Source organism: Streptomyces sp. YS415 (genome assembly GCF_023544665.1).
Classification (GTDB): Bacteria; Actinomycetota; Actinomycetes; order Streptomycetales; family Streptomycetaceae; genus Streptomyces.
This window is the reverse complement of the sequence record NZ_JAMJFL010000004.1, coordinates 60,680-82,070: the sequence shown is the minus strand read 5'-3', so window position 1 is coordinate 82,070 and position 21,391 is coordinate 60,680. Positions and strand designations below refer to the sequence as shown.

General features: G+C 71.3%; 19 protein-coding genes. 10 read left to right on the top strand and 9 right to left on the bottom strand.

Going from position 1 to position 21,391, the window contains the following annotated elements; genetic code table 11:
* The first annotated feature begins 64 nt into the window (after positions 1-64).
* Complete coding sequence (locus tag M8H82_RS06650; RefSeq protein ID WP_250071525.1) at positions 65-907, top strand: SigB/SigF/SigG family RNA polymerase sigma factor; 843 nt, start codon at positions 65-67, stop codon at positions 905-907.
* 78 nt (positions 908-985) lie between these two features.
* On the opposite strand, the gene M8H82_RS06645 is transcribed toward M8H82_RS06650, so the two are convergent.
* Positions 986-1,618, bottom strand: coding sequence for a DUF6461 domain-containing protein (locus tag M8H82_RS06645; RefSeq protein ID WP_250071524.1), 633 nt, complete (start codon positions 1,616-1,618; stop codon positions 986-988).
* A gap of 141 nt (positions 1,619-1,759) precedes the next feature.
* Here M8H82_RS06645 and M8H82_RS06640 point away from each other — a divergent pair, with 141 nt between their 5' ends.
* Positions 1,760-3,373, top strand: coding sequence for a phospholipase D-like domain-containing protein (locus tag M8H82_RS06640; RefSeq protein ID WP_250071523.1), 1,614 nt, complete (start codon positions 1,760-1,762; stop codon positions 3,371-3,373).
* Between the two features lie 92 nt (positions 3,374-3,465).
* On the opposite strand, the gene M8H82_RS06635 is transcribed toward M8H82_RS06640, so the two are convergent.
* Positions 3,466-3,924, bottom strand: coding sequence for a TIGR03618 family F420-dependent PPOX class oxidoreductase (locus M8H82_RS06635; protein ID WP_250071522.1), 459 nt, complete (start codon positions 3,922-3,924; stop codon positions 3,466-3,468).
* Positions 3,925-3,982: 58 nt separating this feature from the next.
* Entirely contained in the window at positions 3,983-6,016 is a 2,034-nt protein-coding gene (locus M8H82_RS06630; RefSeq protein ID WP_250071521.1) for an AfsR/SARP family transcriptional regulator, read from the bottom strand.
* A 157-nt stretch (positions 6,017-6,173) separates the two neighbouring features.
* On the opposite strand from M8H82_RS06630, the gene M8H82_RS06625 reads away from it, so the two are divergent.
* Positions 6,174-7,055, top strand: coding sequence for an alpha/beta fold hydrolase (locus M8H82_RS06625; RefSeq protein ID WP_250071520.1), 882 nt, complete (start codon positions 6,174-6,176; stop codon positions 7,053-7,055).
* Positions 7,056-7,109: 54 nt separating this feature from the next.
* On the opposite strand, the gene M8H82_RS06620 is transcribed toward M8H82_RS06625, so the two are convergent.
* The 4 genes from M8H82_RS06620 to M8H82_RS06605 form a co-directional block, all read right to left on the bottom strand.
* Positions 7,110-7,505 carry a hypothetical protein gene (locus tag M8H82_RS06620; RefSeq protein ID WP_250071519.1) on the bottom strand — a complete coding sequence of 132 codons (396 nt, stop codon included), beginning with the start codon at positions 7,503-7,505 and terminating at the stop codon, positions 7,110-7,112.
* A gap of 168 nt (positions 7,506-7,673) precedes the next feature.
* On the bottom strand, positions 7,674-8,840 hold the full coding sequence (locus tag M8H82_RS06615; RefSeq protein ID WP_250071518.1) for an FAD-binding oxidoreductase: 1,167 nt from the start codon (positions 8,838-8,840) through the stop codon (positions 7,674-7,676).
* 126 nt (positions 8,841-8,966) lie between these two features.
* Positions 8,967-9,596, bottom strand: a complete 630-nt coding sequence (locus M8H82_RS06610; protein ID WP_250071517.1) for an HAD-IA family hydrolase — start codon at positions 9,594-9,596, stop codon at positions 8,967-8,969.
* A gap of 42 nt (positions 9,597-9,638) precedes the next feature.
* A complete protein-coding gene (locus M8H82_RS06605; RefSeq protein WP_250071516.1) occupies positions 9,639-10,829 on the bottom strand; it encodes an MFS transporter in 1,191 nt (396 codons plus the stop codon).
* A gap of 90 nt (positions 10,830-10,919) precedes the next feature.
* Between M8H82_RS06605 and M8H82_RS06600 the strand changes: the two genes are divergently transcribed.
* The gene (locus M8H82_RS06600) at positions 10,920-11,681 is read left to right on the top strand and encodes a DeoR/GlpR family DNA-binding transcription regulator (RefSeq protein WP_250071515.1); all 762 of its coding nucleotides are present in this window, start codon (positions 10,920-10,922) and stop codon (positions 11,679-11,681) included.
* A 58-nt stretch (positions 11,682-11,739) separates the two neighbouring features.
* Here the strand turns inward: M8H82_RS06600 and M8H82_RS06595 are convergent, their stop codons facing one another.
* Positions 11,740-12,756 carry a LacI family DNA-binding transcriptional regulator gene (locus tag M8H82_RS06595; protein WP_250071514.1) on the bottom strand — a complete coding sequence of 339 codons (1,017 nt, stop codon included), beginning with the start codon at positions 12,754-12,756 and terminating at the stop codon, positions 11,740-11,742.
* A 303-nt stretch (positions 12,757-13,059) separates the two neighbouring features.
* Here M8H82_RS06595 and M8H82_RS06590 point away from each other — a divergent pair, with 303 nt between their 5' ends.
* From M8H82_RS06590 to M8H82_RS06575, 4 genes are read left to right on the top strand one after another with little or no spacing between them, the layout of a single operon-like run.
* Positions 13,060-14,373, top strand: a complete 1,314-nt coding sequence (locus M8H82_RS06590; protein WP_250071513.1) for an ABC transporter substrate-binding protein — start codon at positions 13,060-13,062, stop codon at positions 14,371-14,373.
* A 57-nt stretch (positions 14,374-14,430) separates the two neighbouring features.
* Positions 14,431-15,426 (top strand): carbohydrate ABC transporter permease, encoded by a 996-nt coding sequence (locus tag M8H82_RS06585; RefSeq protein WP_250071512.1) that lies wholly within the window; start codon positions 14,431-14,433, stop codon positions 15,424-15,426.
* Between the two features lie 12 nt (positions 15,427-15,438).
* Positions 15,439-16,362 carry a carbohydrate ABC transporter permease gene (locus M8H82_RS06580; protein WP_250071511.1) on the top strand — a complete coding sequence of 308 codons (924 nt, stop codon included), beginning with the start codon at positions 15,439-15,441 and terminating at the stop codon, positions 16,360-16,362.
* Between the two features lie 48 nt (positions 16,363-16,410).
* A complete protein-coding gene (locus M8H82_RS06575; protein ID WP_250071510.1) occupies positions 16,411-17,853 on the top strand; it encodes a GH1 family beta-glucosidase in 1,443 nt (480 codons plus the stop codon).
* 104 nt (positions 17,854-17,957) lie between these two features.
* On the opposite strand, the gene M8H82_RS06570 is transcribed toward M8H82_RS06575, so the two are convergent.
* Positions 17,958-18,947 (bottom strand): Gfo/Idh/MocA family oxidoreductase, encoded by a 990-nt coding sequence (locus M8H82_RS06570; protein WP_308293235.1) that lies wholly within the window; start codon positions 18,945-18,947, stop codon positions 17,958-17,960.
* Between the two features lie 357 nt (positions 18,948-19,304).
* On the opposite strand from M8H82_RS06570, the gene M8H82_RS06565 reads away from it, so the two are divergent.
* Positions 19,305-19,751, top strand: coding sequence for an SsgA family sporulation/cell division regulator (locus M8H82_RS06565; RefSeq protein ID WP_250071509.1), 447 nt, complete (start codon positions 19,305-19,307; stop codon positions 19,749-19,751).
* 266 nt (positions 19,752-20,017) lie between these two features.
* On the top strand, positions 20,018-21,358 hold the full coding sequence (locus M8H82_RS06560) for a ferric reductase-like transmembrane domain-containing protein (RefSeq protein ID WP_250071508.1): 1,341 nt from the start codon (positions 20,018-20,020) through the stop codon (positions 21,356-21,358).
* Positions 21,359-21,391: the final 33 nt, after the last annotated feature.

Sequence of the window (21,391 nt, the reverse complement as noted above, 5' to 3'; positions counted from 1 at the left end):
GACGCGCCACTGCCGGTCACTGGGCCGGTGATGACCGGCAGTGTTCTAGTGGGAGGGGTATGTGATGGTCGCGACGACCGTGCAGGCTGCTGAGCGGACCACGGACGTCCTGGAGGGCGTGGAGGCGCGACGCGTGGCCCCCCGGGATGCCCGAGAGCTGTCGCGGCACTTCTTCGATCAGCTGGCGGTGCTGGAGGAAGGTACCGAGGAGTACCAGTACGTCCGAAACACCCTGATCGAGATGAACATGTCGCTCGTCCGGTATGCGGCGGGCCGGTTCCGCAGCCGTGGGCCGCAGGAGATGGAAGACATCGTCCAGGTCGGCATGATCGGTCTGATCAAGGCGATCGACCGTTTCGAGATTTCCCGCGAGGTCGAGTTCACCTCCTTCGCGGTGCCGTACATCGTGGGTGAGATCAAGCGGTTCTTCCGTGACACGTCGTGGGCGGTGCATGTGCCGCGGCGTCTGCAGGAAGCGCGTGTGCAGCTGGCCCGGGCTACCGAGGAACTGCGCAGCCGCCTCGGCCGTACGCCCACCACCAAGGAACTCTCCGAGCTGATGTGCCTGCCCGAGGAGGAGATCGTCGAGGCAAGGCTCGCGTCCAACGCCTACACCTCCGCCTCCCTGGACGCCGCGATCAACAGCAGCGAGGACGGCGAGACGGCGCTCCAGGACTTCATCGGTGCCGAGGACAGCGCCCTCGGCCTGGTCGAGGACCTGCACTGCCTCGCGCCGATGATCGCCGAGCTCGACGAGCGGGACCGGAAGATCATTCACTGGCGCTTCGTGGAGGAGCTGACTCAGGCTCAGATCGCCGAGCACCTGGGCATCTCGCAGATGCACGTCTCGCGGCTGCTCTCTCGCCTGCTGGCCCGCCTGCGCGAGGGCATGCTGACCACCCGCTGACCACCCGTCGGGGTGGTGTGCGGCGGTAGAGCTGACCGGCCCCCCGGAGTACGGCGTACTCCGGGGGCCGCGGCGTTGTCAGGTGAACGCGGCCGCGGGCAGCTCTGCCTCCGTTTCCTCCCAGGGGAGGTAGATGTCGAGTTCGGTCGCGAGCCACTCCAGGAACGCGGCGTCGCCGACTTTGTCGCGGTTGACGTAGCCGAGCGTCGCCTCGGGTGGGGCGCCGCTCGTCAGGTGCGGCAGGCCGGGCTCGAAGAACGTCACCACCTGGCCGTCCAGGGCGTAGCCGACGTCGCTGAAGCCCTTGGCGTTGCGGTGAACGCAGAAGGCCCGCCCTCGCTCGGACAGCGCCGCGAGGTAAGTGCTCGTATGGAAGGTGCTGTCCTCCAGCGCATACGCCCACCCGTCCACCGAGCCCGCTCGGACGATGGCGGCCGGCGGGGTGGGGAGGAAGCCCCCGCTCGTCAGCCTGGCGACCGCCGCTTCGTCTTCCCAGTCCAGGAAGTCGAGGTCGCTGATGTGGTCCTCCTCCTGCCTGAGCAGCAGCAGGTCCGCCGCTGACCGGGTTAGCCCGACAACGCGGCTGTCCTCAGCGCCGACACCGCGCAGCAGCTCGTACGGCGAGAGCCCTTCACTGAGGGTGAGCGTGAAGCTGTTGTCGTAAGCGTCCGCTATCCACCGCAGGCCGTTCCCCACGCGTCGCTGAACCACTGGGTGCCCCCTCCGGACGATGGCTGCCGCGCGCGGGCGGCCCTGGCGCAAAGACGTTAGCGCCCGGCACTGACATCCACGGAAGCTGAGAAGGTGCCGTGATCTGGGTACCCGGCAGGATGGCTGGAGGAGACCTGGGCTGTGGAAAACGACGCATGGATGCTGACCGCTGAAGAGCGCGGCAATGACGCGACGCGACTGGACCGGCGGCGACCGGATGGCGCGGCGTGGTCGGACGGAAACAACGTGCGCCCCCTCGTGCACGGTGCGATGTACTTCGCGGAGCTGCTCCGGGCGATCCGCGCGCAGCGCGCCGGTGATCTGCTGCTGTTCACCGACTGGCGCGGCGACCCCGACGAGCGCCTCGACGGTCCCGGAAGCGAGATCGGCGCCGTCCTGGCAGCGGCGGCCGAGCGCGGTGTGATCGTCAAGGGTCTGGTGTGGCGCTCCCACCTGGACCGCTTCCAGTTCAGCGAGGCGGAGAACCGTCACCTCGGGGAGGAGGTCGCCGCGGCGGGCGGCGAGTTCCTGCTGGACATGCGGGTACGCCCGGGCGGATCGCACCACCAGAAGTTCGTCGTGCTCCGGCACCCCGACCGCCCCGAGCTGGACGTGGCGTTCGTGGGCGGCATCGACCTGTGCCACAGCCGCAACGACGACGCGAGCCACCGCGGCGACCCCCAGCCCTTGCAGCTCGCCGCCGCGTACGGACCGAATCCGCCGTGGCACGATCTGCAACTCGCGATCCGCGGACCGGCCGTCGGCGACCTCGAGACCTGCTTCCGCGAACGCTGGCAGGACCCGGCGCCGCTCACCCGCAGCCCGCTCGTCCGCCTGCGCGAGTTCCTGAACCACGAGGACGTCCACGCCGACTCGCTGCCGCCGCAGGGACCCGACCCCGAGCCCTGCGGCACGGCCAGGGTCCAGATCCTGCGCACCTATCCCAACCGGCTCCTGCGCGGCTACGACTTCGCTCCCGACGGCGAACGCAGCATCGCGCGCGGCTACCGCAAGGCGTTGCGCCGGGCCAGGGCCCTGATCTACCTGGAGGACCAGTACCTGTGGTCCCCGCGCGTGGTGCAGTGCTTCGCCGAGGCCCTGAGCGCCAACCCCCGTCTGCGCCTGATCGCGGTCGTCCCCTCCTTCCCGGACCAGGACGGCTCGGTCAGCCTGCCGATGAACCTGGTCGGCCGTGTCGCCGCCCTGAACAGGTTGCGGGAGGCCGGGGGCGACCGTGTGGCGGTGTACGGCCTGGAGAACCACGCCGGAACCCCGGTGTACGTACACGCCAAGGTCTGCGTGATCGACGACGTATGGGCCTCGATCGGATCGGACAACGTCAACCTGCGTTCCTGGACGCACGACTCCGAGCTCTCCTGTGCCGTCCTGGACGACTCCAGGGACCCGCGCGAGCCGCACGACCCCGGCGGCCTCGGCGACGGTGCGCGCAGCTTTGCCAGGAACCTGCGTCTGGAGCTGTCGCGCGAGCACTTGGACCGCGAGCACAGGGAGGAGCAGGAGCCCGACGAACTCTGCGATCCCGCACGCGCCTTCGACGCCTTCGCGCGAAGTGCCGCCGCCCTGGACTCCTGGCACCGCAACGGCCGCCACGGTCCCCGGCCACCGGGCCGGCTGCGCCCCTACCGCTCGCCGCAGATGTCGCGTACGGCCATGGCGCTCGCGAGGCCGCTGCACCGCGTCCTCGTCGATCCGGACGGCAGGCCCTTCCTGATGCGGCGCCGCAACGACTTCTGAGGCGGGGACGCGGATCGGCGCCGTCGTAGCCCTGGAGGGCGAGTCCACCGGCGCCACCATGGCGCGCCCGACCCCCAGGGACCCGGCACCTCTCAGCCGGTGATGTCGAGCGCTGTTCCGTACAGCCGGTCGACCTTCAGCCGGATGACCACGCGACGCTCGGCGACCAACTGCTCGAGGAACGCGTCCTCGTCCTCCGGTTTCGCGGCCGCGGGAATCATCCCGAGCAACTCCCGCCCCACCGCGTCCCCGGCCGTGGTCGTCGTCTCGGAGACCTCGGCGTCACCCTCGGCCACGGCGAAGGACCACACGTCGGCGCCCTGCACGTGCACCGAGGCGCGGGGATTGCGGCGCAGATGCGCGATCTTTATCCGGTCCGCCGTGGTCGAGAACCGCACGATGCGGGCCTCGGGGTCCCAGCTGTACAGCATCGTGGTCAGGTGGGGGTGCCCGCTGCGCTTGACGGTGGCGAGCGTCCCGAACTGCTGCTTGCCGAGCAGGGTGGAGAGGGCTTCGTCGGACAGGGCGCGCGGTGCTGGTCCTTGTGTCATGACGTGATCAACAGCCGTGTCTGCTCGGTTATTTCACCAGCCCCTCGGGCAACTTGCGTCACCCGCGCGCCGCCAGGGCCCGCTCCGCGGCCAGCAGGTGGTGAGCGACCGGCCCGAAGGAGATCAGACCGCTCGTCGCTCCGGCCAACTCGCCCTGAGCTGCGGTGAGTTCCTCCACCGCCCGCCGCAGGACCCCTGTGTGTCCGACGGCTTGGGCGCTGCGGGCGAGCACGCACCACAGGGCCTCCTGGAGCAGGTCGTGCGGAGGTCTCGGCACCCGGTCCAGCGCCTGCCGGGCCAGGTCGGCCGCGCCGGCACCGGCCAGCAACAGGGGCTCCAGCCACGGCTGGTACGGGCCGGCGTCGAGGCCGTCGAAGTCGTCGGAGCGGGGCAGGGCGTGCTCGGCGCGCAGCACGGGCACGAGGGCGACCAGAGCACCGGCTCCCCGGGCGAGGCCGGGCATGGCGCAGTCGGCGGTCACCGCCAAGGCGCGGGCGTAGAGCGGGCGGGCGGCGGTCCAGCCCTCGGTCTCGCAGGTGCGAAGTGCCCGGAACCAGGAGGTGAACACGCTCGCCAGAGGCCGCTCGTGCTGTGCGGCCAGCCGGTCGGTGGCCTCGGCCTCGGCCTCCGCGGTGGCGAAGTCGCCCTGTGCGGCGAGGGCTTGCAGGCGCATCAGGCGTCCGAGGACTTCGTGGCCGGGCAGTTGGTGGTCTTCGGCGAGGCGGATCAGTTCCCGGCCGGTGGCCTCACGGTAGGTGCTGTTGCCGCAGTGGCCGAACGACTGCATGAAGGCGCCGTTGAGGGCGAAGGCGAGCAGCGTCGGGTCACCGAGCCGCCGCGCGAGCCGGACGGCTTCCTCGGTGGACCGCTCGGCGCGCGCCCGCCACGCTTCGAGGACCGGCGGGGCGGTGGTCGGGGCGGGCGGGGTGTCGGCTGCCGCGTCCCCGCGGGACTCGACGGCGATGACCGACAGCAGCCGGGCGCGCAGGGCCGGGGTGTCACCGGGGGCCAGGGCGGCGGCGGCGCGGGCCGCGGCCCGTACGAGCTTTCCGGCGCTTTCGGGGTCGTCGGCACGGGTCCAGATGGCGGGGACGTCGTAGGAGCCGATGATGCGGGCCGTCAGCTCGGCGTCGCCAGTGGCCTCGGCCGCCGCCACGACGTCCTGCCGGTGTTCGCGGGCTTCCGCCAGTCCGTCGGCGCCGGTTACGGCGAGATCGCGCAGCAGGCCCGCGGTGGCGTGCAGCCGGGCCCGGGACCGGGCGGGCACCGAACGCTCCCAGGCTGCCGCCGCCCGGCCCCACACCCCGTCGGCGATCCCGGCGTCCGCGGCGGGCTCGGCAGCGGGGGAGCCCTTGAGGATCTGCGCCTCGACGCGGGCCAGCGCCGGTCCCGGCTCGGCGCCCGGTTCCCCGGCCAGCGCCCGCCGGGCGCGCCGCACCGTCTCCAGGGCGTCCGCGCGCCGACCGGAGCGGGCCAGCGCGGTGGCCAGCAGCACCCAGCCGTCCTCCCGTCCCGGCTGCGCCGCGACATGGGCTTCCAGGTCGACGGCCGCTTCCCGGGCGGCGCCGGTGGCCAGCAGGGCGTCGGCCCGGCGCTCCACGGCATGCAGGCGCAAGGCCTCCAGCCGGGCACGGTCGGCGGCGGCCCACCGGGCGGAGGGGAAGTCGGCGAGGGCCGGTCCCCGCCACAGCGCGAGCGCCGCGTCCCACAGCGCCACGGCCGCTTGCGGCGCCGCCGTACCGGCCTGCTGGGCCGCATCCTCGAAGCGCCACGCGTCGACCGCGTCACGGCCGGCGCGCAGCACGTACCCCGGGCCCTGGGTCACCAGGAGCCGGGACGCCTCGCGCGGCGGCCGCCCGGGTTCCAGTGAGCGGCGCAGCGCGGCGACGAACGTGCGTACCGCCCCTACTGCCGCGGCGGGCGCCTCGTCCTCCCACAGGTCCGTCACGAGCCGGTCCACCGTCACCACCCGGCCGCGTGCGACCAGCAGCCGGCCCAGCACCTCCCGGTGCCGCGGGGCCCCGAGGGGCAGCGGCTCGCCCGCCGCGCTCCAGGCGGCCACCGGGCCCAGCAGTCCGAATGCGACGCCCACGGCACGGTCCCTTCGCGGACGGCCCCGTTGCCGGCGCGCGTTCCCGTTCACTCATCGATCACTGATCCGGCGCGCTCAACCTGGAGCACGTCCCCGGACGAGCCCGGCCCGAGCTGCCCGGAGCGTCCACTTTGCCACGAGCACCAGGAGTATCCGCGTGTCCCCCCTGAGCATCCCCGGCTTCACCGAACAGCGAGTGACCGTCGGCGACGGAGTCGCCCTGCACGCCGCGGTCGGCGGCAGCGGCAGCCCGGTCGTGCTGCTGCACGGCTTCCCGCAGACCCACCTGATGTGGCGGCACGTGGCGGCCGACCTCGCCGCCGACCACACCGTCATCTGCCCCGACCTGCGCGGCTACGGCGCCAGCGACAAGCCCGCCGAGACCGGTGCGGACGTCTACTCCAAGCGCACCATGGGCCGGGACGTCGTCCGCCTCGCCGCGGAACTGGGCCACGACCGCTTCACCCTCGCCGGCCACGACCGGGGCGCCCTCGTCGCCTTCCGCACCGCCATGGACCACCCGCAGGCCGTCGCCCGCGCACTGTTCCTCGACGTCCTTCCGACCCTGGACATGTGGGACGCCCTGCGCGGCGTGTCCGGTGCGATCGGCTTCCACCTGTACCTGATGGCCCAGGCCCCCGGTCTGCCGGAGGAGATGATCCGGGGAGCCGCCGACAGCTTCTTCTCGTACTTCCTCGACGCCTGGACCAACGACCCCGCCGCACTTCCCGCTGACGTCCGCCGCCACTACCTCGACGCCTCCGCGGCGGCGGTGGACTCCATCGTGGCGGACTACCGCGCCTCGGCCGGTATCGACGTCGAGCACGACACCGCCGACCGCGCGAACGGCGACCAGCTCGCCATGCCGGTCACCGTCCTCCAGCAGGACTGGGGCGCCGCCCTCGGCTATCACGCCGAGGGACTGTGGAGTGCCTGGGCGCCCGACCTCCGGCACCGCACCGTCTCGTGTGGCCACTTCATGGCGGAGGAGGACCCGAAGCTGATCGCGGCGGAGATCCGCGCGCTCGCCGGTCGCTGAGCGGGGGCGCCGCAGCGCGGTTCACCTGATCCTGAGGCCCGAGCAGAGCCCGGCTCACGCGTACCCGCGCAGCGCTTTGTGGGCGCCGTACGCCTCGATGAAGCCCTGGATCGCCTCCAGGTTGCTGCCGAAGCCGGTGGAGCGCCACTTCGACTTGCTGCCGTCGAGGTAGCGCAGGTCGACCCAGGTGGAGACGGCTGCCGAGTTGCTGGAGCCGGCTACTCGCAGCTTCATGCCGACCAGATCCTGGAAGACGACGATCGCCAGCGGCTTGCGCTCACTGATGTACTCGACGGAGCCGTCCGGCGTGATCACCAGCAGCGGGTCCGGATCGTCGGACGTCCCGCCGAAGAAGCCGGACACCTTGCCCCGCCTCTTGGTGAACACCCGCCAGTCCGCCGGCACCGGACCCCGGCGCGCCTGCCACAGGAGGGTTCGCGGATCCGTCATGGCACCTCCGCAGGACGGGGAATGCCGCCCTGGTGACATTCTCCGCTCGGCGCCGGACGCCCGCCACTGAGCCTTGCTGCGAAGGCCGGCAGTCCTATCTCTCAGGCGCTATGGCGGTTGGGCGCATGGCCGCGTGGATCGCCTGACGGCAGCGTGCGGTGCCGTCGGCTACTGCTCGCCCAGGGCGGTGGCGCGTTGGTCGGCCTCGGTTGCGGCGCGCTGGGCGCCGGTGAAGCGGGTGGGCCGGAACGGTCGTAGGAGGTCTTGTTCCTGGTCGGTGGTGATTTCGCCGGCGGCCAGCCGTCCCAGGATCGGGGCCAGGGTGATGCCGCTGTGCGAGACCAGGCAGTAGACGCGGGACCGGTCAGAGGCGTAACCGGCGATGCTGTGGCCATCCGCCGGCAACGACCGGATGCCGATGCGCAGGTCGATCTCCGGTGCGGGACCCGGCTCGGGGAGGAGTGCTGAGAAGCGTTCAGCGAGGGTGCGGGCAAGGGTCCCGCCTGCGGAGGGCGGGTTCGCCGGGTCGACGTCCCTGTTGAGATCGAGAGCTTGCAGGACCGTCTGGCCGCCTGTTGCGGGGCGGAGGTTGAGGCCGGGGGTGTGGATCACGCAGCGGAGGTCGAGTGCTGGAGTCCTGGCGTACCCCAGCAGGCCGACGGGCTGTGATCCGCGGCCGGTGTCCGTCACCATCGGGATGTCGATGCCAGCCCCTGCGGCCAGTTGCCGCGTCCAGCGGCCTGCCGCCAGCACGGCCCGGTCGCCTTTGACGACTTCCCCTCCGGCCAGGGTGACGGACACTCCGTCGGCTCTGTCATGGATCGCCACCACCTCGCCGAACGCCAGCCTGGCTCCGTGCTGTTCGGCGTCGGCGAGCAGGTTCGCCATGAAGAGTTCGGGCAGTACGTATCCCTCGCTGGGGAAGTGGGCGCACGACGTGATCGTTCCCGGGACGCGGAGGTCGCCTGCGATGCGGGTCGCCTCGGCGGGCGTGATCCAGCGTGCGGGATAGCCGAGTGACTGCAGGCGTGCCACGTTGTCGGCGAGCCATTCTTCGTTCGCCGAGTCCGCCCACTGCAACGCCCCGCTGGGGAAGTAGGACTGCGCACCGGGCAGTTGTCCGGCGAGTCTGGCGTGCTCCTGCATCCCCGCGAGGTTGAGCCGGTGGTAGTCCGGGTCGTGCTTCCGGCTCGAGTTGGTCCAGGCGAACGTGGTCGCGGTGGTCCCGGTACCGGCTCCGGACTGGTCGACCAGGAGGACTTCCTCGCCGCCGACGGCGAGCTGCCTCGCCACGCTGACCCCCAGCACGCCGGCACCGATGACGATGACCTTCATGGTCTGCGCATCCTTTCAGCGGGGGCACGCTGCGGACTGTGCTTGAGAGTACGCCTGCGTTTCGCGGCCGGACAGGCACCGGCAGAACGTCCCCATCGACCGCGTCCGCAGGGCCAGTTGCTTTGCTCACACCCTCGAATCGTGGCGCCGCAACCAGATGTCGACCGCCCTGGCCAGTCCCTCGCGGTCGGTGAAGAGGTGTCCGTCCATGCCGGTGGCGCGCGCCGCGCGGACGTTCTCCGTGCGGTCGTCGACGAAGAGAAAATCGGCCGGGGCGGCCCGCAGGGCGAGGACGGAGTGCTGGAAGGCCGCTGGAGCCGGTTTCGCCACGTTGATCCTGCCGGAGAAGGCGAGATGGTCCAGGGTGTGCAGCCACGGCTGTGCGGCGAGGAAGGCGTCGGCGTGGTCCGGGGGGATGTTGGACAGCAGGGCGACCTCGGCAACGCTGCGGAGGGACTGGACGTAGGCGACCATCCGGTCGTCGACGCGTGACCAGCTGTCGATGTCGGTGAGGCGCAGGTCCTCGATCGTGTCGGCGTCGACGGGCAGGGCCAGGCGGCGCAGTACGGCGGTCCAGTACTCGGGCGCGGACTGGTGGCCCGCGTCGTAGGGCGGGCGGCAGGCCCAGTAGGCCGTGGTGAACGCGTCGGCGGGTGCTTGGCAGCGGGCCGCCATCTTGTCCAGGGCGCCGGGGCGTTGATGGCGGGCGATGACCCCGAAGAGATCGAACAGGATGATGTTGCGGTCGGTCGGCATGGTGGTGTGTTCCTCCGGATTCCGAGGGCCTTCCGAGGGTCGTCAGTGGCTGCTTGCTGCTGTTTCGCGGGTGGGCTCGGATCCGGTGCGCAGCGCTGTCGCCGCGACTGCGGTGATCGCACACAGCAGGGTCAGCAGGAGGAAGGTGTGGTTCAGGGCGACGAGGTGGGTCAGCCAGCCGATCACGGCGGGGCCGGCGAGCATGCCGACGTAGCCGAGCCCGGCGACGCGGGAGACATTGGCCCCGGCGGCGGAGGGGTCGGCGTGTCCGGCTGCGCTGAACAACTGCGGGACACAGCCGGACAGTCCCAGTCCGAACAGCGCCCAGCCCGCGAACGCGGCCCATGTCCAGGGGGTGAGGGCCGCGAGCGTGATGCCGACGGCGGCCGTGGCCGCTCCGTGGCGGAGGACGGCCATGGAACCGGCCCGGGCGGCGAGGCGGTCGGCGAGGAGCCGGCCGATGGTCATGGTCGCGGCGAAGGTGCCGTAGGCGAAGGCGGCCGTGCTGGCCGGAGCGCCGAGGGTGTCCTTCAGGTGCAGCGCGCTCCAGTCGTTGGCGGCTCCCTCGCAGAGCATGACCATCATGGCGAGGGCGGCGAGGAGCCAGATGCGCCCGCTGGTTCCGCGGTGCTTGGCGGCGCGTGCCGGTCCGGGCTCCTCCACGGCGGCGGTGGGCTCGGCCGGCAGCAGGGTGCGTGCCGGCAGGAGAGCGAGCACCACACCCAGGGCTCCTACAGCGGTCATGCTCGCGGCGGGGCTCAGGCCGGCGCCCGCCGTGGCCGCGCCGACGAGTGCGGCGATGACGCCGCCGACCGAGAACGTGGCGTGGAAGGCCGACATCACGGGACGGCCGTACGCCTTCTCCACGTGTACCGCGTGGGCGTTCATGCTCACGTCCAGGCTGCCGTTGCAGAACCCGAAGACGAACAGAGCCCCGGCCAGCGTCCACGGATCCTGGGCGAGCCCGGGCAGCACCAGGGTTGCGCTGCACAGGACGCCGGTGGCGGGCACGACGATGCGCGCTCCGAGCCGGTCGGTGAGCCGTCCGGCCGCCTGCATGCCGGTGAAGGCGCCCAGTCCGAGCAGGACGAGGAGGCCACCCAGCGTGGAGTGGCTGATGTCCACGCGCTCCTCGATGGCGGGGATCTGCACCACCCACGCGCCCATGGTCGTGCCGCAGAGGATGAAGTACGCGAAGGTCGCCGCTCGGGCGGAGCGAAGCGAATGATTCATGTGGACGACCGTAATGAACATTCATGGTGATTGGATACTGGTGTTTCGCACACATTGACTGTTCGTTCGGGGCTCGTGTTCAATCGGGGCATGAGCACTGGGGACCGGCACGGGATCATCGCGCAGGCCGTCCGGGAGTCGGGCCGCGCCACGGTCCAGGAACTCGCCGCACTGACCGGCGCCTCGGAGATGACCATCCGGCGCGATCTCGACGCGCTGGCCGCCCAAGGTGTCCTCGAGCGGGTCCGTGGCGGCGCGCGCACCCTGCTGCTGCGGGGCGAGGAGCCACCCTTCGGGCTGCGCGCGCACGAGGCCGTCGACGCCAAGCGCCGTATCGCGGCCGAGGTCTGCTCGCTCATCGCCGACGGCGAGACCGTCCTCCTCGACAGCGGCACCACCTGCTTGGAGATCGCCCGTCTGCTGCGCCGGCGGCCCGTCACGGTGATGCCCCTGTCGCTCCAGGCCGTCCAGGTGCTCGGCGAGGGTCCGGCCCCGGCCCGGCTGCTGGTGCCCGGCGGGCAGCCGCGGGCCGCCGAGGGAGCGCTCAGCGGCCCGCTCACCCTCGCGTCGCTGGCGGCACTGCGCTTCGACACGGCCGTCATGGGCTGCTGCGGTCTCAGCGCGGCGGAGGGCCTGACCGCCTACGACCTCGACGACGCGGCCGTGAAGAAGGCCGGCATCGCCTCCGCGCGCCGCATCCTCGTGGCCGCCGACGGCACCAAACTGGGCCGCACCGCCTACGCCTGGGTCGGCCCTTCCACCCTCCTGCACACCCTGGTCACCGACACGTCGGCGCCCGCGGACGAGGTCACCGCGCTGGAAGGCACCGGCACCCTCGTGCGAACCGTCTGACGGGACCGACCGCAGCGGACCGCGACACCCGGTCCGCCCGCATCCCCCGAGCGGTCCCCTAGGACGACTCCCGGACCACCAACTCCGTAGGCAGCGTCAACTGCCGCTCGGCGCACGGGACATCGCTGATCTCGTCGAGCAGGATCGCCGCCATGGTCCGGCCCAGTTCCTCGACCGGCTGCCGGATCGTGGTCAGCGGCGGGTTGGTGTGGCGGGCGAGGACGGAGTCCTCGAAGCCGACGACGGCGACGTCGCCCGGTACCTGGCGTCCCTGGCGGCGCAGTTCGCTCAGGGCGCTGACGGCCATCAGGTCGGACGCGGCGAAGACGGCGTCCAGATCCGGCGCCCGTTCAAGAAGCGAACGCATCGCCCGGCGGCCGCCTTCCTCGGTGAAGTCGCCCACCTCGACCAGGAGTTCGTCGGCCGGGACCCCCGCCTCCTCGTGGGCGGCGCGCCAGCCGTCGAGGCGGCTGCGGCCGACGTCCATGTCGAGGGCGCCGGTGATGGTCGCGATGCGGCGCCGGCCGCTGCCCAACAGGTGCCGGACGGCGGCGGCGGCGCCCCCGGCGTTGTCGGCGGTGACGTAGCTCAGCGGCTCGTTCTCGTCGCGGCGGCCCGCCAGGACCGTGGGCAGGCCCATCTCCTCCAGCATGCCCGGCAGTTGGTCGTGGGCGTGGACGGAGACCAGCAGGACACCGTCGACCCGGCGGGTCGCCACCGACGCGGCCAGCTGGTCCCGTTCGGACTGGTCGCGGACGAGCATCAGCTGGAGCTGGGTGCGGGTCTCGGACAGCGCGCCGCTCACACCGCGGATCAGGGCGGCGAAGTACGGCTCCGAACCGAGCCGGCTCTCCGACTCGGGGATCACCAGGGCCACCGCGTTGGTGCGGTTGGTGACCAGTCCGCGGGCGACGGAGTTGGGGACGTAGTCCAGCTCCTTGATCGCGGCCAGGACCCGGGCGCGTGCGTCGGCGCTGACGAGTTCCGAGCCGTTGATGACGCGGGAGACCGTGGTCCGACCCACCCCGGCCCGGGCGGCGACGGTCTTGATCGTGGGACGGCGGTTCCCTGTCATGTGCTCCTCCCGGCAGCAGCCGCTGCGGCACCGGCCGCGGACGTGACCAGCGGCAATTGTGGCAGACGCCGAGCGGGGGACAGCACCCCCGCCAACGTCACGAACCGAACACCGAACCAGGGCTTCGGTCACGAATTGTTTTCAAGTTATTGACATAGCCGATCCCTGCCACGAGTCTTCCATCCACTGGTGGGCACGTTCCCACCTCTCGTTGGGAACGTGCCCACCGACAAAACGCCCCACCCCGTAGATCGCGGAACCCGCTGCTCCGGTGCGTCAGCGCCGTCGCTTGGAGGAAGAAACATGGCAACTGTTCGAAGGTCATCACGGACCAGAGCGCTCGCGGCCGTCGCGGCCACCGGCGCGCTCGCGCTCCTCGTCGGCTGCGGCGGCAGCGACGACTCCGTCACCGGCGGCGGCAAGAAGGACGGCAAGGTCGTCATCACCGTGGGCCTGTACGGGGTGATGGGCTTCAAGGAGACGGGCCTCCTGGAGCAGTACGAGAAGGAGAACCCGGGCGTCGAGATCAAGGCCGAGATAGCCGGTGACGAGCAGACGTACTACACCGCGCTGCAGACCCGGCTCGCGGCCGGCAAGGGCCTGAAGGACATCCAGGGCATCGAGATCGGCCGGGCCAAGGAGATCGTCGACACCCAGGCCGACAAGTTCGCCGACTTCTCCGACGTGGCGGGCACCGACCACTTCCTGCCCTGGAAGCAGTCCCAGATCACCACCGAGGACGGCAAGGTCCTGGGCCTCGGCACCGACATCGGCCCGATGGCGGTCTGCTACCGCAAGGACTACTTCGAGCAGGCCGGCCTGCCCAGCGACCGCGACGAGGTCGCCAAGCTGTGGGAGGGCGACTGGAAGAAGTACGTCGAGGTCGGCCGCAGCTTCAAGAAGGACTTCAAGGACGGTGACGTGGCGTTCATGGACGCCGCCAGCGGCCTGTTCAACGCCATGGTCTACGGCTACCCCGAGCAGTACTACGACGCCCAGGGCGAGCTGATCTACGACAAGAACCCGGCCGTCAAGGAGGCCTGGAACCTCGCCGCGGACGCCGCCGAGGACGGGCTGACCGCCAAGCTCCGCCAGTTCCAGCCCGGTTGGGACCCCGGCCTGGCCAACGGCACGTTCGCCACGGCCGTCTGTCCGGCCTGGATGCTCGGCCACATCGGTGAGAAGGCCGGCGAGGCGAACAAGGGCAAGTGGGATGTCGCCAAGGCCCCCAAGGGCGCCAACTGGGGCGGCTCCTTCCTCGGCGTGGTCGAGCAGAGCCCGGTGAAGGAGGAGGCGAAGAAGCTCGCCGCCTGGCTGACCGCGCCGGAGCAGCAGGCCCACATCTTCGAGAAGCAGGGCAGCGTCCCGTCCTCGCAGAAGGCGCTGGAGAGCCCGGACGTCAAGGGCATCACCTCGGAGTACTTCAACAACGCCCCGATCGGTGAGATCTTCGGCGCCGCCGCCCAGGACATCCCGGACAAGCAGGTCCTCGGCCGCAAGGACGGCACGATCAAGGACACCTTCTCCCAGGGTCTGACCCTGATCGAGCAGCAGGGCACCGCGCGTGACGAGGCGTGGGAGACCACCGCGGAGCGCATCGAGAAGGCGGTCGGCTGACCCGTCGACCGCTCCGGCCACCCGGGCCCACTCAACCGCTCTCAGGAAGGAAGTCCGGTGGCCACCTCCACCACCAAGGCCCAGGTCGGCGAGGGCCGTCGGGGTCCGACCCCGCAGCCCGGCGGCAAAGGCGCCGGCCGGCGCCGCAACGCGCTGCTGCACCGCCTCGACGTCAAGGGCGCGCCCTACGCCTTCGTCGCTCCGTTCTTCGTCGTGTTCGCCGCGTTCAGCTTCTACCCCCTCGTCTACACCTCCTGGATCTCCCTGCACCGGGTGGAGCTCGCCACCCTGGACCTCATGGAGTGGGTGGCGTTCGACAACTACGTCGAGCTGTGGAACGACGAGCGGTTCTGGAACGCGCTGGCCAACACCATCACCATCGGCATCATCTCCACGGTGCCGCAGCTGCTGATGGCGCTCGGTCTGGCGCACCTGCTCAACTACCGGATGCGCGGCTCGCTGTTCTTCCGGGTCGCCTCGCTCGTGCCCTACGCCACCTCCGTCGGCGCCGCCGCGCTCGTGTTCACCATGCTCTTCGAGCGCGACTTCGGCATGATCAACTGGGCGTTCGGCACGGTCGGCCTGGACCCGGTGGACTGGGAGGCCGACAAGTGGCCTGCCCAGATCGCCATCTCGACCATCGTCATCTGGCGCTGGACCGGCTACAACGCGCTGCTCTACCTCGCCGCCATGCAGGCCATCCCCGCCGACCGGTACGAGGCCGCCGCCCTCGACGGCGCCTCCCGCTGGAAGCAGTTCACCCACGTCACCGTGCCCGGGATCCGCTCCACCATCGTCTTCACCATCGTGCTCTCCACCATCGGCGCGACCCAGCTCTTCGGCGAGCCGCTGATCTTCGGCCAGGGCCCCAACGGCATCTCCGGCGGCGCCGACAACCAGTACCAGACGCTGGGCCTGCTGCTGTACGAGGAGGGCTGGAAGAACTACCAGATGGGCCGCTCGGCGACCGTCGCCTGGGCGATGTTCCTGCTGCTCGTCGTCGTCTTCGTGGCGCAGCGCCTCATCACGCGCCTGCGCGCCCGTTCGTCCTGACCAGGAGTCGTCATGACCACCGAAAGCCTCCCGGTCCGGACGGACGCGCCCGCCCGGATCCCCGCCCCGAAGCCCGCCGCCCGCCGCAGCCTCCGTGTGTTCCGTCCGGGCGCCGGCCGCCAGCACCACGCGGGCCCGCTCTCCTACGTCCTGCTCGGGATCGTCGCGATCGTGTCGATCTTCCCGCTGTACTGGACGATGGTCGCGGCCTCGACCGACAACACCCGCGTCAGCCAGACGCCGCCGCCGTTCCTGCCCGGCCCGAACCTGTTCAGCAACCTCGCCCGCGCCTGGGACGAGGCGGCCATGGGCAAGGCCATGATCAACAGCACCATCGTGGCCGGGGTGATCGCCCTGTCCACGGTGATGTTCGCGACCCTCGCCGGCTTCGCCTTCGCCAAACTCCGCTTCAAGGGCCGCAACGTCCTGCTCATGCTGGTGATCGGCACGATGATGGTGCCGCCCCAACTCGGCGTCGTGCCGCTGTTCATGATGATGTCCGAGCTGGGCTGGTCGCAGCAGCTGCCCGCCGTCATCTTCCCGACCCTGGTCAGCGCCGTCGGCGTCTTCTTCATGCGGCAGTACCTCACCGAGGCGCTGCCCGACGAGCTGGTCGAGGCGGGCCGGGTGGACGGCGCGCACTCCCTGCGGATCTTCTGGAGCATCGTGCTGCCCGTCGCGCGGCCCGCGATGGCGGTCCTCTTCATGATCACTTTCGTGCACGCGTGGAACGACTTCTTCTGGCCGTTCGTGGTGCTCGACATGAGCAACCCGACCGTCCCCGTCGCCCTCACCCAGCTCAGCGCCGGCTACGTCCGCGACCAGTCCCTGATCATGGCGGGCGCGCTCCTCGGCACGCTCCCGCTGCTGGCGATGTTCATCGTCTTCGGCCGGCAGATCGTCAGCGGCATCATGGCGGGCGCGGTCAAGGGCTGAACCCCGCCTCCCCTCCCACCGATTCACCCCCTTGTCGAAAGGACCTACGTGGTCACCGCAGCACGACAGCAGACCGCGTCCGCCCCGGACGCCCCCCGCACCTTCCCGAAGGGCTTCCTCTGGGGCACCGCGACCGCCTCCTACCAGATCGAGGGGGCCGCCGGCGAGGACGGCCGCACCCCGTCCATCTGGGACACCTACGCCCGCACCCCGGGCCGGGTCCGCAACGGCGACACCGGTGACATCGCCACCGACCACTACCACCGCTGGCGCGAGGACGTCGCCCTGATGGCCGAACTCGGCGTCGGCGCCTACCGCTTCTCCCTGGCCTGGCCCCGCATCCAGCCCACCGGCCGCGGCCCCGCCGTGCAGAAGGGCCTCGACTTCTACCGGCGTCTGGTCGACGACCTGCTCGACAAGGGCATCCAGCCGGTCGCCACCCTCTACCACTGGGACCTGCCCCAGGAACTGGAGGACGCCGGTGGCTGGCCCGAACGCGCCACCGCCGAGCGGTTCGCCGAGTACGCCTCCCTGGCCGCCGACGCCCTCGGCGACCGCGTGCGCACCTGGACCACGCTCAACGAGCCCTGGTGCAGCGCCTTCCTCGGCTACGGCTCGGGCGTGCACGCCCCCGGCCGCACCGACCCGGTCGCCGCCCTGCGCGCCGCCCACCACCTCAACCTCGGCCACGGCATGGCCGTACAGGCGCTGCGCGACCGACTGCGCGCCGACGCCCAGGTCTCGGTGACCCTCAACATCCACCACGTACGCCCGCTCACGGCGACCGAGGCCGACATCGATGCCGCGCGCCGCATCGACGCCCTGGCCAACCGTGTCTTCACCGGTCCGATGCTGCGCGGTGCCTACCCGGAGGACCTGCTCAAGGACACCGCCACCCTGACCGACTGGTCCTTCGTGCGCGACGGCGACCTGGAGACGGCTCACCAGCCGCTGGACTTCCTCGGCGTGAACTACTACTCGCCGACCCTCGTCTCGCAGGCCGACGGCAGCGGCACCCACAATTCCGACGGGCACGGCCGAAGCGAGTTCAGCCCGTGGCCGGCCGCCGACGAGGTCGCCTTCCACCAGTCGCCGGGCGAGACCACCGCCATGGGCTGGGCCATCGACCCGAGCGGTCTGTACGAGCTGCTGCGCCGGCTGTCGTCGGACTTCCCGGAGCTGCCGCTGATCATCACCGAGAACGGTGCGGCGTTCGACGACTACGCCGACCCCGAGGGCAACGTCAACGACCCGGGCCGGATCGCCTACGTGCGCGACCACCTGGCCGCCGTGCACGACGCCCTGCGCGACGGTTCCGACGTGCGCGGGTACTTCCTGTGGTCGCTGCTGGACAACTTCGAGTGGGCGCACGGTTACAGCAAGCGCTTCGGCGCCGTCTACGTGGACTACCCGACCGGGCGGCGCATCCCCAAGGCCAGTGCCCGCTGGTACTCCCAGGTGGCGCGCACCGGCGTCCTGCCCGGCGCCTGACCCACGCCCGGCGCGGCACCTTCCAGCCCGCCCCGCACGGGTGCCGCGTCCCGCAGCCCGTCCTCCGGCCCGGACCACCGGACCGGAGGGCGGGCTCGCGCGCGTCACTCCCCGGGGTAGCGCACCCCGGTCCGCTCGCGCACCTGGTCCAGGGTGTCCATCACGGCGAGCGTGTGGGCCGGCGGCAGCAGCGGTGACGTCGTCAGGCCCGCCCGCAGACAGCGCATCACCTCGTCGGCCTGGTGGCCGTAGCCGTGTCCTTCCTGCGGCGCGGCGGTCACGGTCCGGGGCTCGTGGCCGTCGCGGTGCAGCACGAAGGAGCGGGGGTTGTAGAAGTCGGCCGGTATCTCGATGCGGCCGGTCGTGCCGTACACCGTCGCCCGGTGCTCGTCCTCGGCGAGCAGCGAGCACGTCAGGACAGCCATCGCGCCGTTCCGGTAGCCGAGCAGGATGCCCGTCTGCTCGTCGACGCCCCGCGGGGACAGCCGGGCGTGGGCGGTGACCGTCTCGGGGGCGCCGAGGATGAGGTGGGCGAAGGAGACCGGGTAGGTGCCCAGGTCCAGCAGGGCGCCGCCGCCGGCCGCGGGGTCCCACAGGCGGTGGTCCTGGGGCGCGTCCACCCGGGCGCCGAAGTCGGCGTGCAGGGCGCGGACCTCGCCGATGGCGCCCTCGGCCACCAGTTCCGCGATGCGCAGGATGGTCGGGTTGAGGCAGGTCCACATCGCCTCCATCACGAACAGGCCCTGCTTCTCGGCCAGTTCGGTCAGTTGCCGGGCCTGCCGGCCGCTGAGGGCGAAGGGCTTCTCGACCAGCACCGGCTTGCCGGCCTCCAGGCAGGCCGTCGCCGCGGCGACATGCTGGGCGTGCGGGGTGGCGACGTAGACGACATCGACCTCCGGGTCGGCGGCCAGCTCCCGCCAGCTGCCGTGGGCGCGGGGGATGCCGAACCGTGCCGCGAAGGCCCCCGCGGACTCGGTCGACCGGGACCCGACCGCGGTGACCCGGGCGTCCGGCAACAGCAGCAGATCCTCGGTGAAGGCGGCGGCCATGCCTCCGGTCGCCAGGACACCCCAACGGACGGGCTGTTCGCTCACGTGCTTCTCCTGTTCAGCGGTGCTCGCGGTACACCCCGCACTCTATGGGCACGTTCCCACCGCGTGGGTGGCGCGATCGCACTGCGGACACTTCGCCCGCGGGCCGGGTCAGCCCAGTGCAGGGCGGCCCCGAGGGCGAAGTCGACCATGCCGTAGCAAACCGCCAGGCGAGTGCGAGAAGTGCGCCCCTTTGGTCGGAAGTGTCCAGAAAGGTGCGTACGAAGCCCGGGAGCGTCAATCCGGTGGGCTGACGCTTCATCACATTGCGGGAGGCGAGTTGTGGCCGTACGGGGGTACTCGCGCTCTCGGGAGTGTCGATGCCGAGCACTGATGAAGAACGAACGGGCGGAGGGGCGTATGAACGGAAAGCATTTCGAACCGCGCGGGAAGAACCGCGCGACCAGCGGGCTGGAACCGTTGTCGTTGACGGTGCACCAGGTGCTGGGGGACACCAGGGCCCCGCTGCAGGCCGATTTCTCCTACGATCCGGCCGACCCGCTGTTCGTGACCCTGGTGTTCCGGCCGGCGGGGGAGCCCGCGGTGACCTGGCAGATCAGCCGTGACCTGCTGGTCGACGGACTGTCCCAGCCCAGCGGCATCGGCGATGTCCGGATCCGGCCGACGCGGTACGGCGCCCTGGTGCGGGTGCGCCTGCAGGAGCACGGCGCCACGGCCCAGTTCGACGTCGGCCTGCCCGAGTTGCAGGAGTGGCTGACGCGGACCTGCGCGCTGGTGCCGATCGGCGAGGAACTGCGTGGCGTCGACTGGGACGCCGTCACCCGGGAGTTGCTCGGCGGCTCGTGACCAGCCCTCCTGGAAGCCCGCGGGGGACGGCTTCATGGAGGGCAGGGCCCGTCGTCGGCTGTCCGCACGCCATGCGCACAACGGAGGAACCCGCCGTCGCCGAACGCCGCAAAAGACAGTGAGACGGGCGGTTCCGGCATGAACGGATCCCGGTCGGGCGCCGTACTCTTACCCGATCGAGGTGCGCATTCGGCTTGATTCCTCGGTCTTCGTGGGGTGTGTGCACACGGTCGCGCGGAGCGCGGCCTCGGGGGAGAGGGCCGGCCATGATGGCGACGAGTGACACGGTACGGACGAGAGCCGTGCTTCCGGTCGATGCGGCGCGCGGGGTGATGTGGGCATTCGTCCTCGCCAACGTGGTGGTCGTCGAGGCGTTGTTCCTCAGCGCGGGCGAGGGCAAGAACGACGTGCTCACGGTCGCGAAGTGGTTCGGACTGCACGCGGCCCTGCTGATTCTCTTCCAGCTGCTGCTGGTGGCCCGGCTGCCGTGGCTGGACCGGCGTATCGGGATGGACCGGCTCACGGTGTGGCACCGCTGGGTCGGCTTCACCCTGCTGTGGACGGTCCTCACCCACGCCACGCTGGTGGTGCTCGGTTTCGCGACGCTCGACGACGCGTCCATGGGCTCGACGTTCGTGGCCCTGAGCGGGGTGACGGCCTCCCTGCTGGGCATGCTCGCCGCGGCCGTCATCGTCGTGATCGGCGCGATCTCCGCCCGCCCCGTGCGGCGCCGGCTCCGGTACGAGGTGTGGCACGGCCTGCACCTGCTGCTCTACGTCGCCCTGGGTCTCGCGTTCGTGCACCAGTTGCAGGAGACGACGACGTTCGCCTCCTCCGGGTTCGCGACGGCCTACTGGTGGTGCCTGTGGCTGTTCGCGTTCGGTGCGCTGCTGGCCGGGCGGGTGGTCCTGCCGCTGTGGCGCAACGCCTACCACCGGTTCCGCGTCGTGGCCGTGGTGCCCGAGTCGCTGAACGCGGTCTCCGTGTACGTCACCGGAAGGCACCTGGACCGATTCCCCGCCCGGGCCGGCCAGTTCTGCATCTGGCGCTTCCCCGGGCACCACCACTGGTGGACCGCCAACCCCTTCTCCCTGTCGGCGGCGCCGGGCGGACAGGGACTGCGCCTGACGGCCAAGGCGGTCGGCGGCGCCAGCGCCGGTCTGCGCACCCTCCCGCCGGGCAGCCGCGCCTTCGTCGAAGGACCCTACGGGGCCTTCACATCGCTGCACCGCTCCCGCCCCGGCACCCTGCTGATCGCCGGCGGAGTGGGGATCACGCCCGTGCGGGCCATGCTCGAGGAGCAGGCGACCGGCGACGTCGTCGTGCTGTACCGGGTGCGCAGCGAGGCCGATGCCGTGCTGCTGAACGAGGTGCGCCACCTGGTCGCCCAGCGGGGCGGACGGTTGCACCTGCTCACCGGCCGGACCGGCGAGCAGGGCGTCCCGCCGTTCGGCCCGGCCGCCCTGCAGCAACTGGTCCCCGACATCACCGACCGGGACGTGTACGTCTGCGGCCCGCCCCCCATGACCACGGCCGTGCTCTCCGCGCTGCGCGACCTGCGGGTCCCCGCACGCCAGGTGCACGCGGAGCGGTTCGGCCTGGCCTGACCCGCGAGGTGAGCGGTCGCTTCTCCGGGCTGC

Coding starts and splice junctions, on each gene's coding strand:
- M8H82_RS06650 (WP_250071525.1), top strand. CDS start 65: ATGGTCGCGACGACCGTGCAGGCTGCTGAGCGGACCACGGACGTCCTG.
- M8H82_RS06590 (WP_250071513.1), top strand. CDS start 13,060: ATGGCAACTGTTCGAAGGTCATCACGGACCAGAGCGCTCGCGGCCGTC.
- M8H82_RS06560 (WP_250071508.1), top strand. CDS start 20,018: ATGATGGCGACGAGTGACACGGTACGGACGAGAGCCGTGCTTCCGGTC.
- M8H82_RS06595 (WP_250071514.1), bottom strand. CDS start 12,756: ATGACAGGGAACCGCCGTCCCACGATCAAGACCGTCGCCGCCCGGGCC.
- M8H82_RS06620 (WP_250071519.1), bottom strand. CDS start 7,505: ATGACGGATCCGCGAACCCTCCTGTGGCAGGCGCGCCGGGGTCCGGTG.
- M8H82_RS06600 (WP_250071515.1), top strand. CDS start 10,920: ATGAGCACTGGGGACCGGCACGGGATCATCGCGCAGGCCGTCCGGGAG.
- M8H82_RS06580 (WP_250071511.1), top strand. CDS start 15,439: ATGACCACCGAAAGCCTCCCGGTCCGGACGGACGCGCCCGCCCGGATC.
- M8H82_RS06605 (WP_250071516.1), bottom strand. CDS start 10,829: ATGAATCATTCGCTTCGCTCCGCCCGAGCGGCGACCTTCGCGTACTTC.
- M8H82_RS06635 (WP_250071522.1), bottom strand. CDS start 3,924: ATGACACAAGGACCAGCACCGCGCGCCCTGTCCGACGAAGCCCTCTCC.
- M8H82_RS06610 (WP_250071517.1), bottom strand. CDS start 9,596: ATGCCGACCGACCGCAACATCATCCTGTTCGATCTCTTCGGGGTCATC.
- M8H82_RS06565 (WP_250071509.1), top strand. CDS start 19,305: ATGAACGGAAAGCATTTCGAACCGCGCGGGAAGAACCGCGCGACCAGC.
- M8H82_RS06615 (WP_250071518.1), bottom strand. CDS start 8,840: ATGAAGGTCATCGTCATCGGTGCCGGCGTGCTGGGGGTCAGCGTGGCG.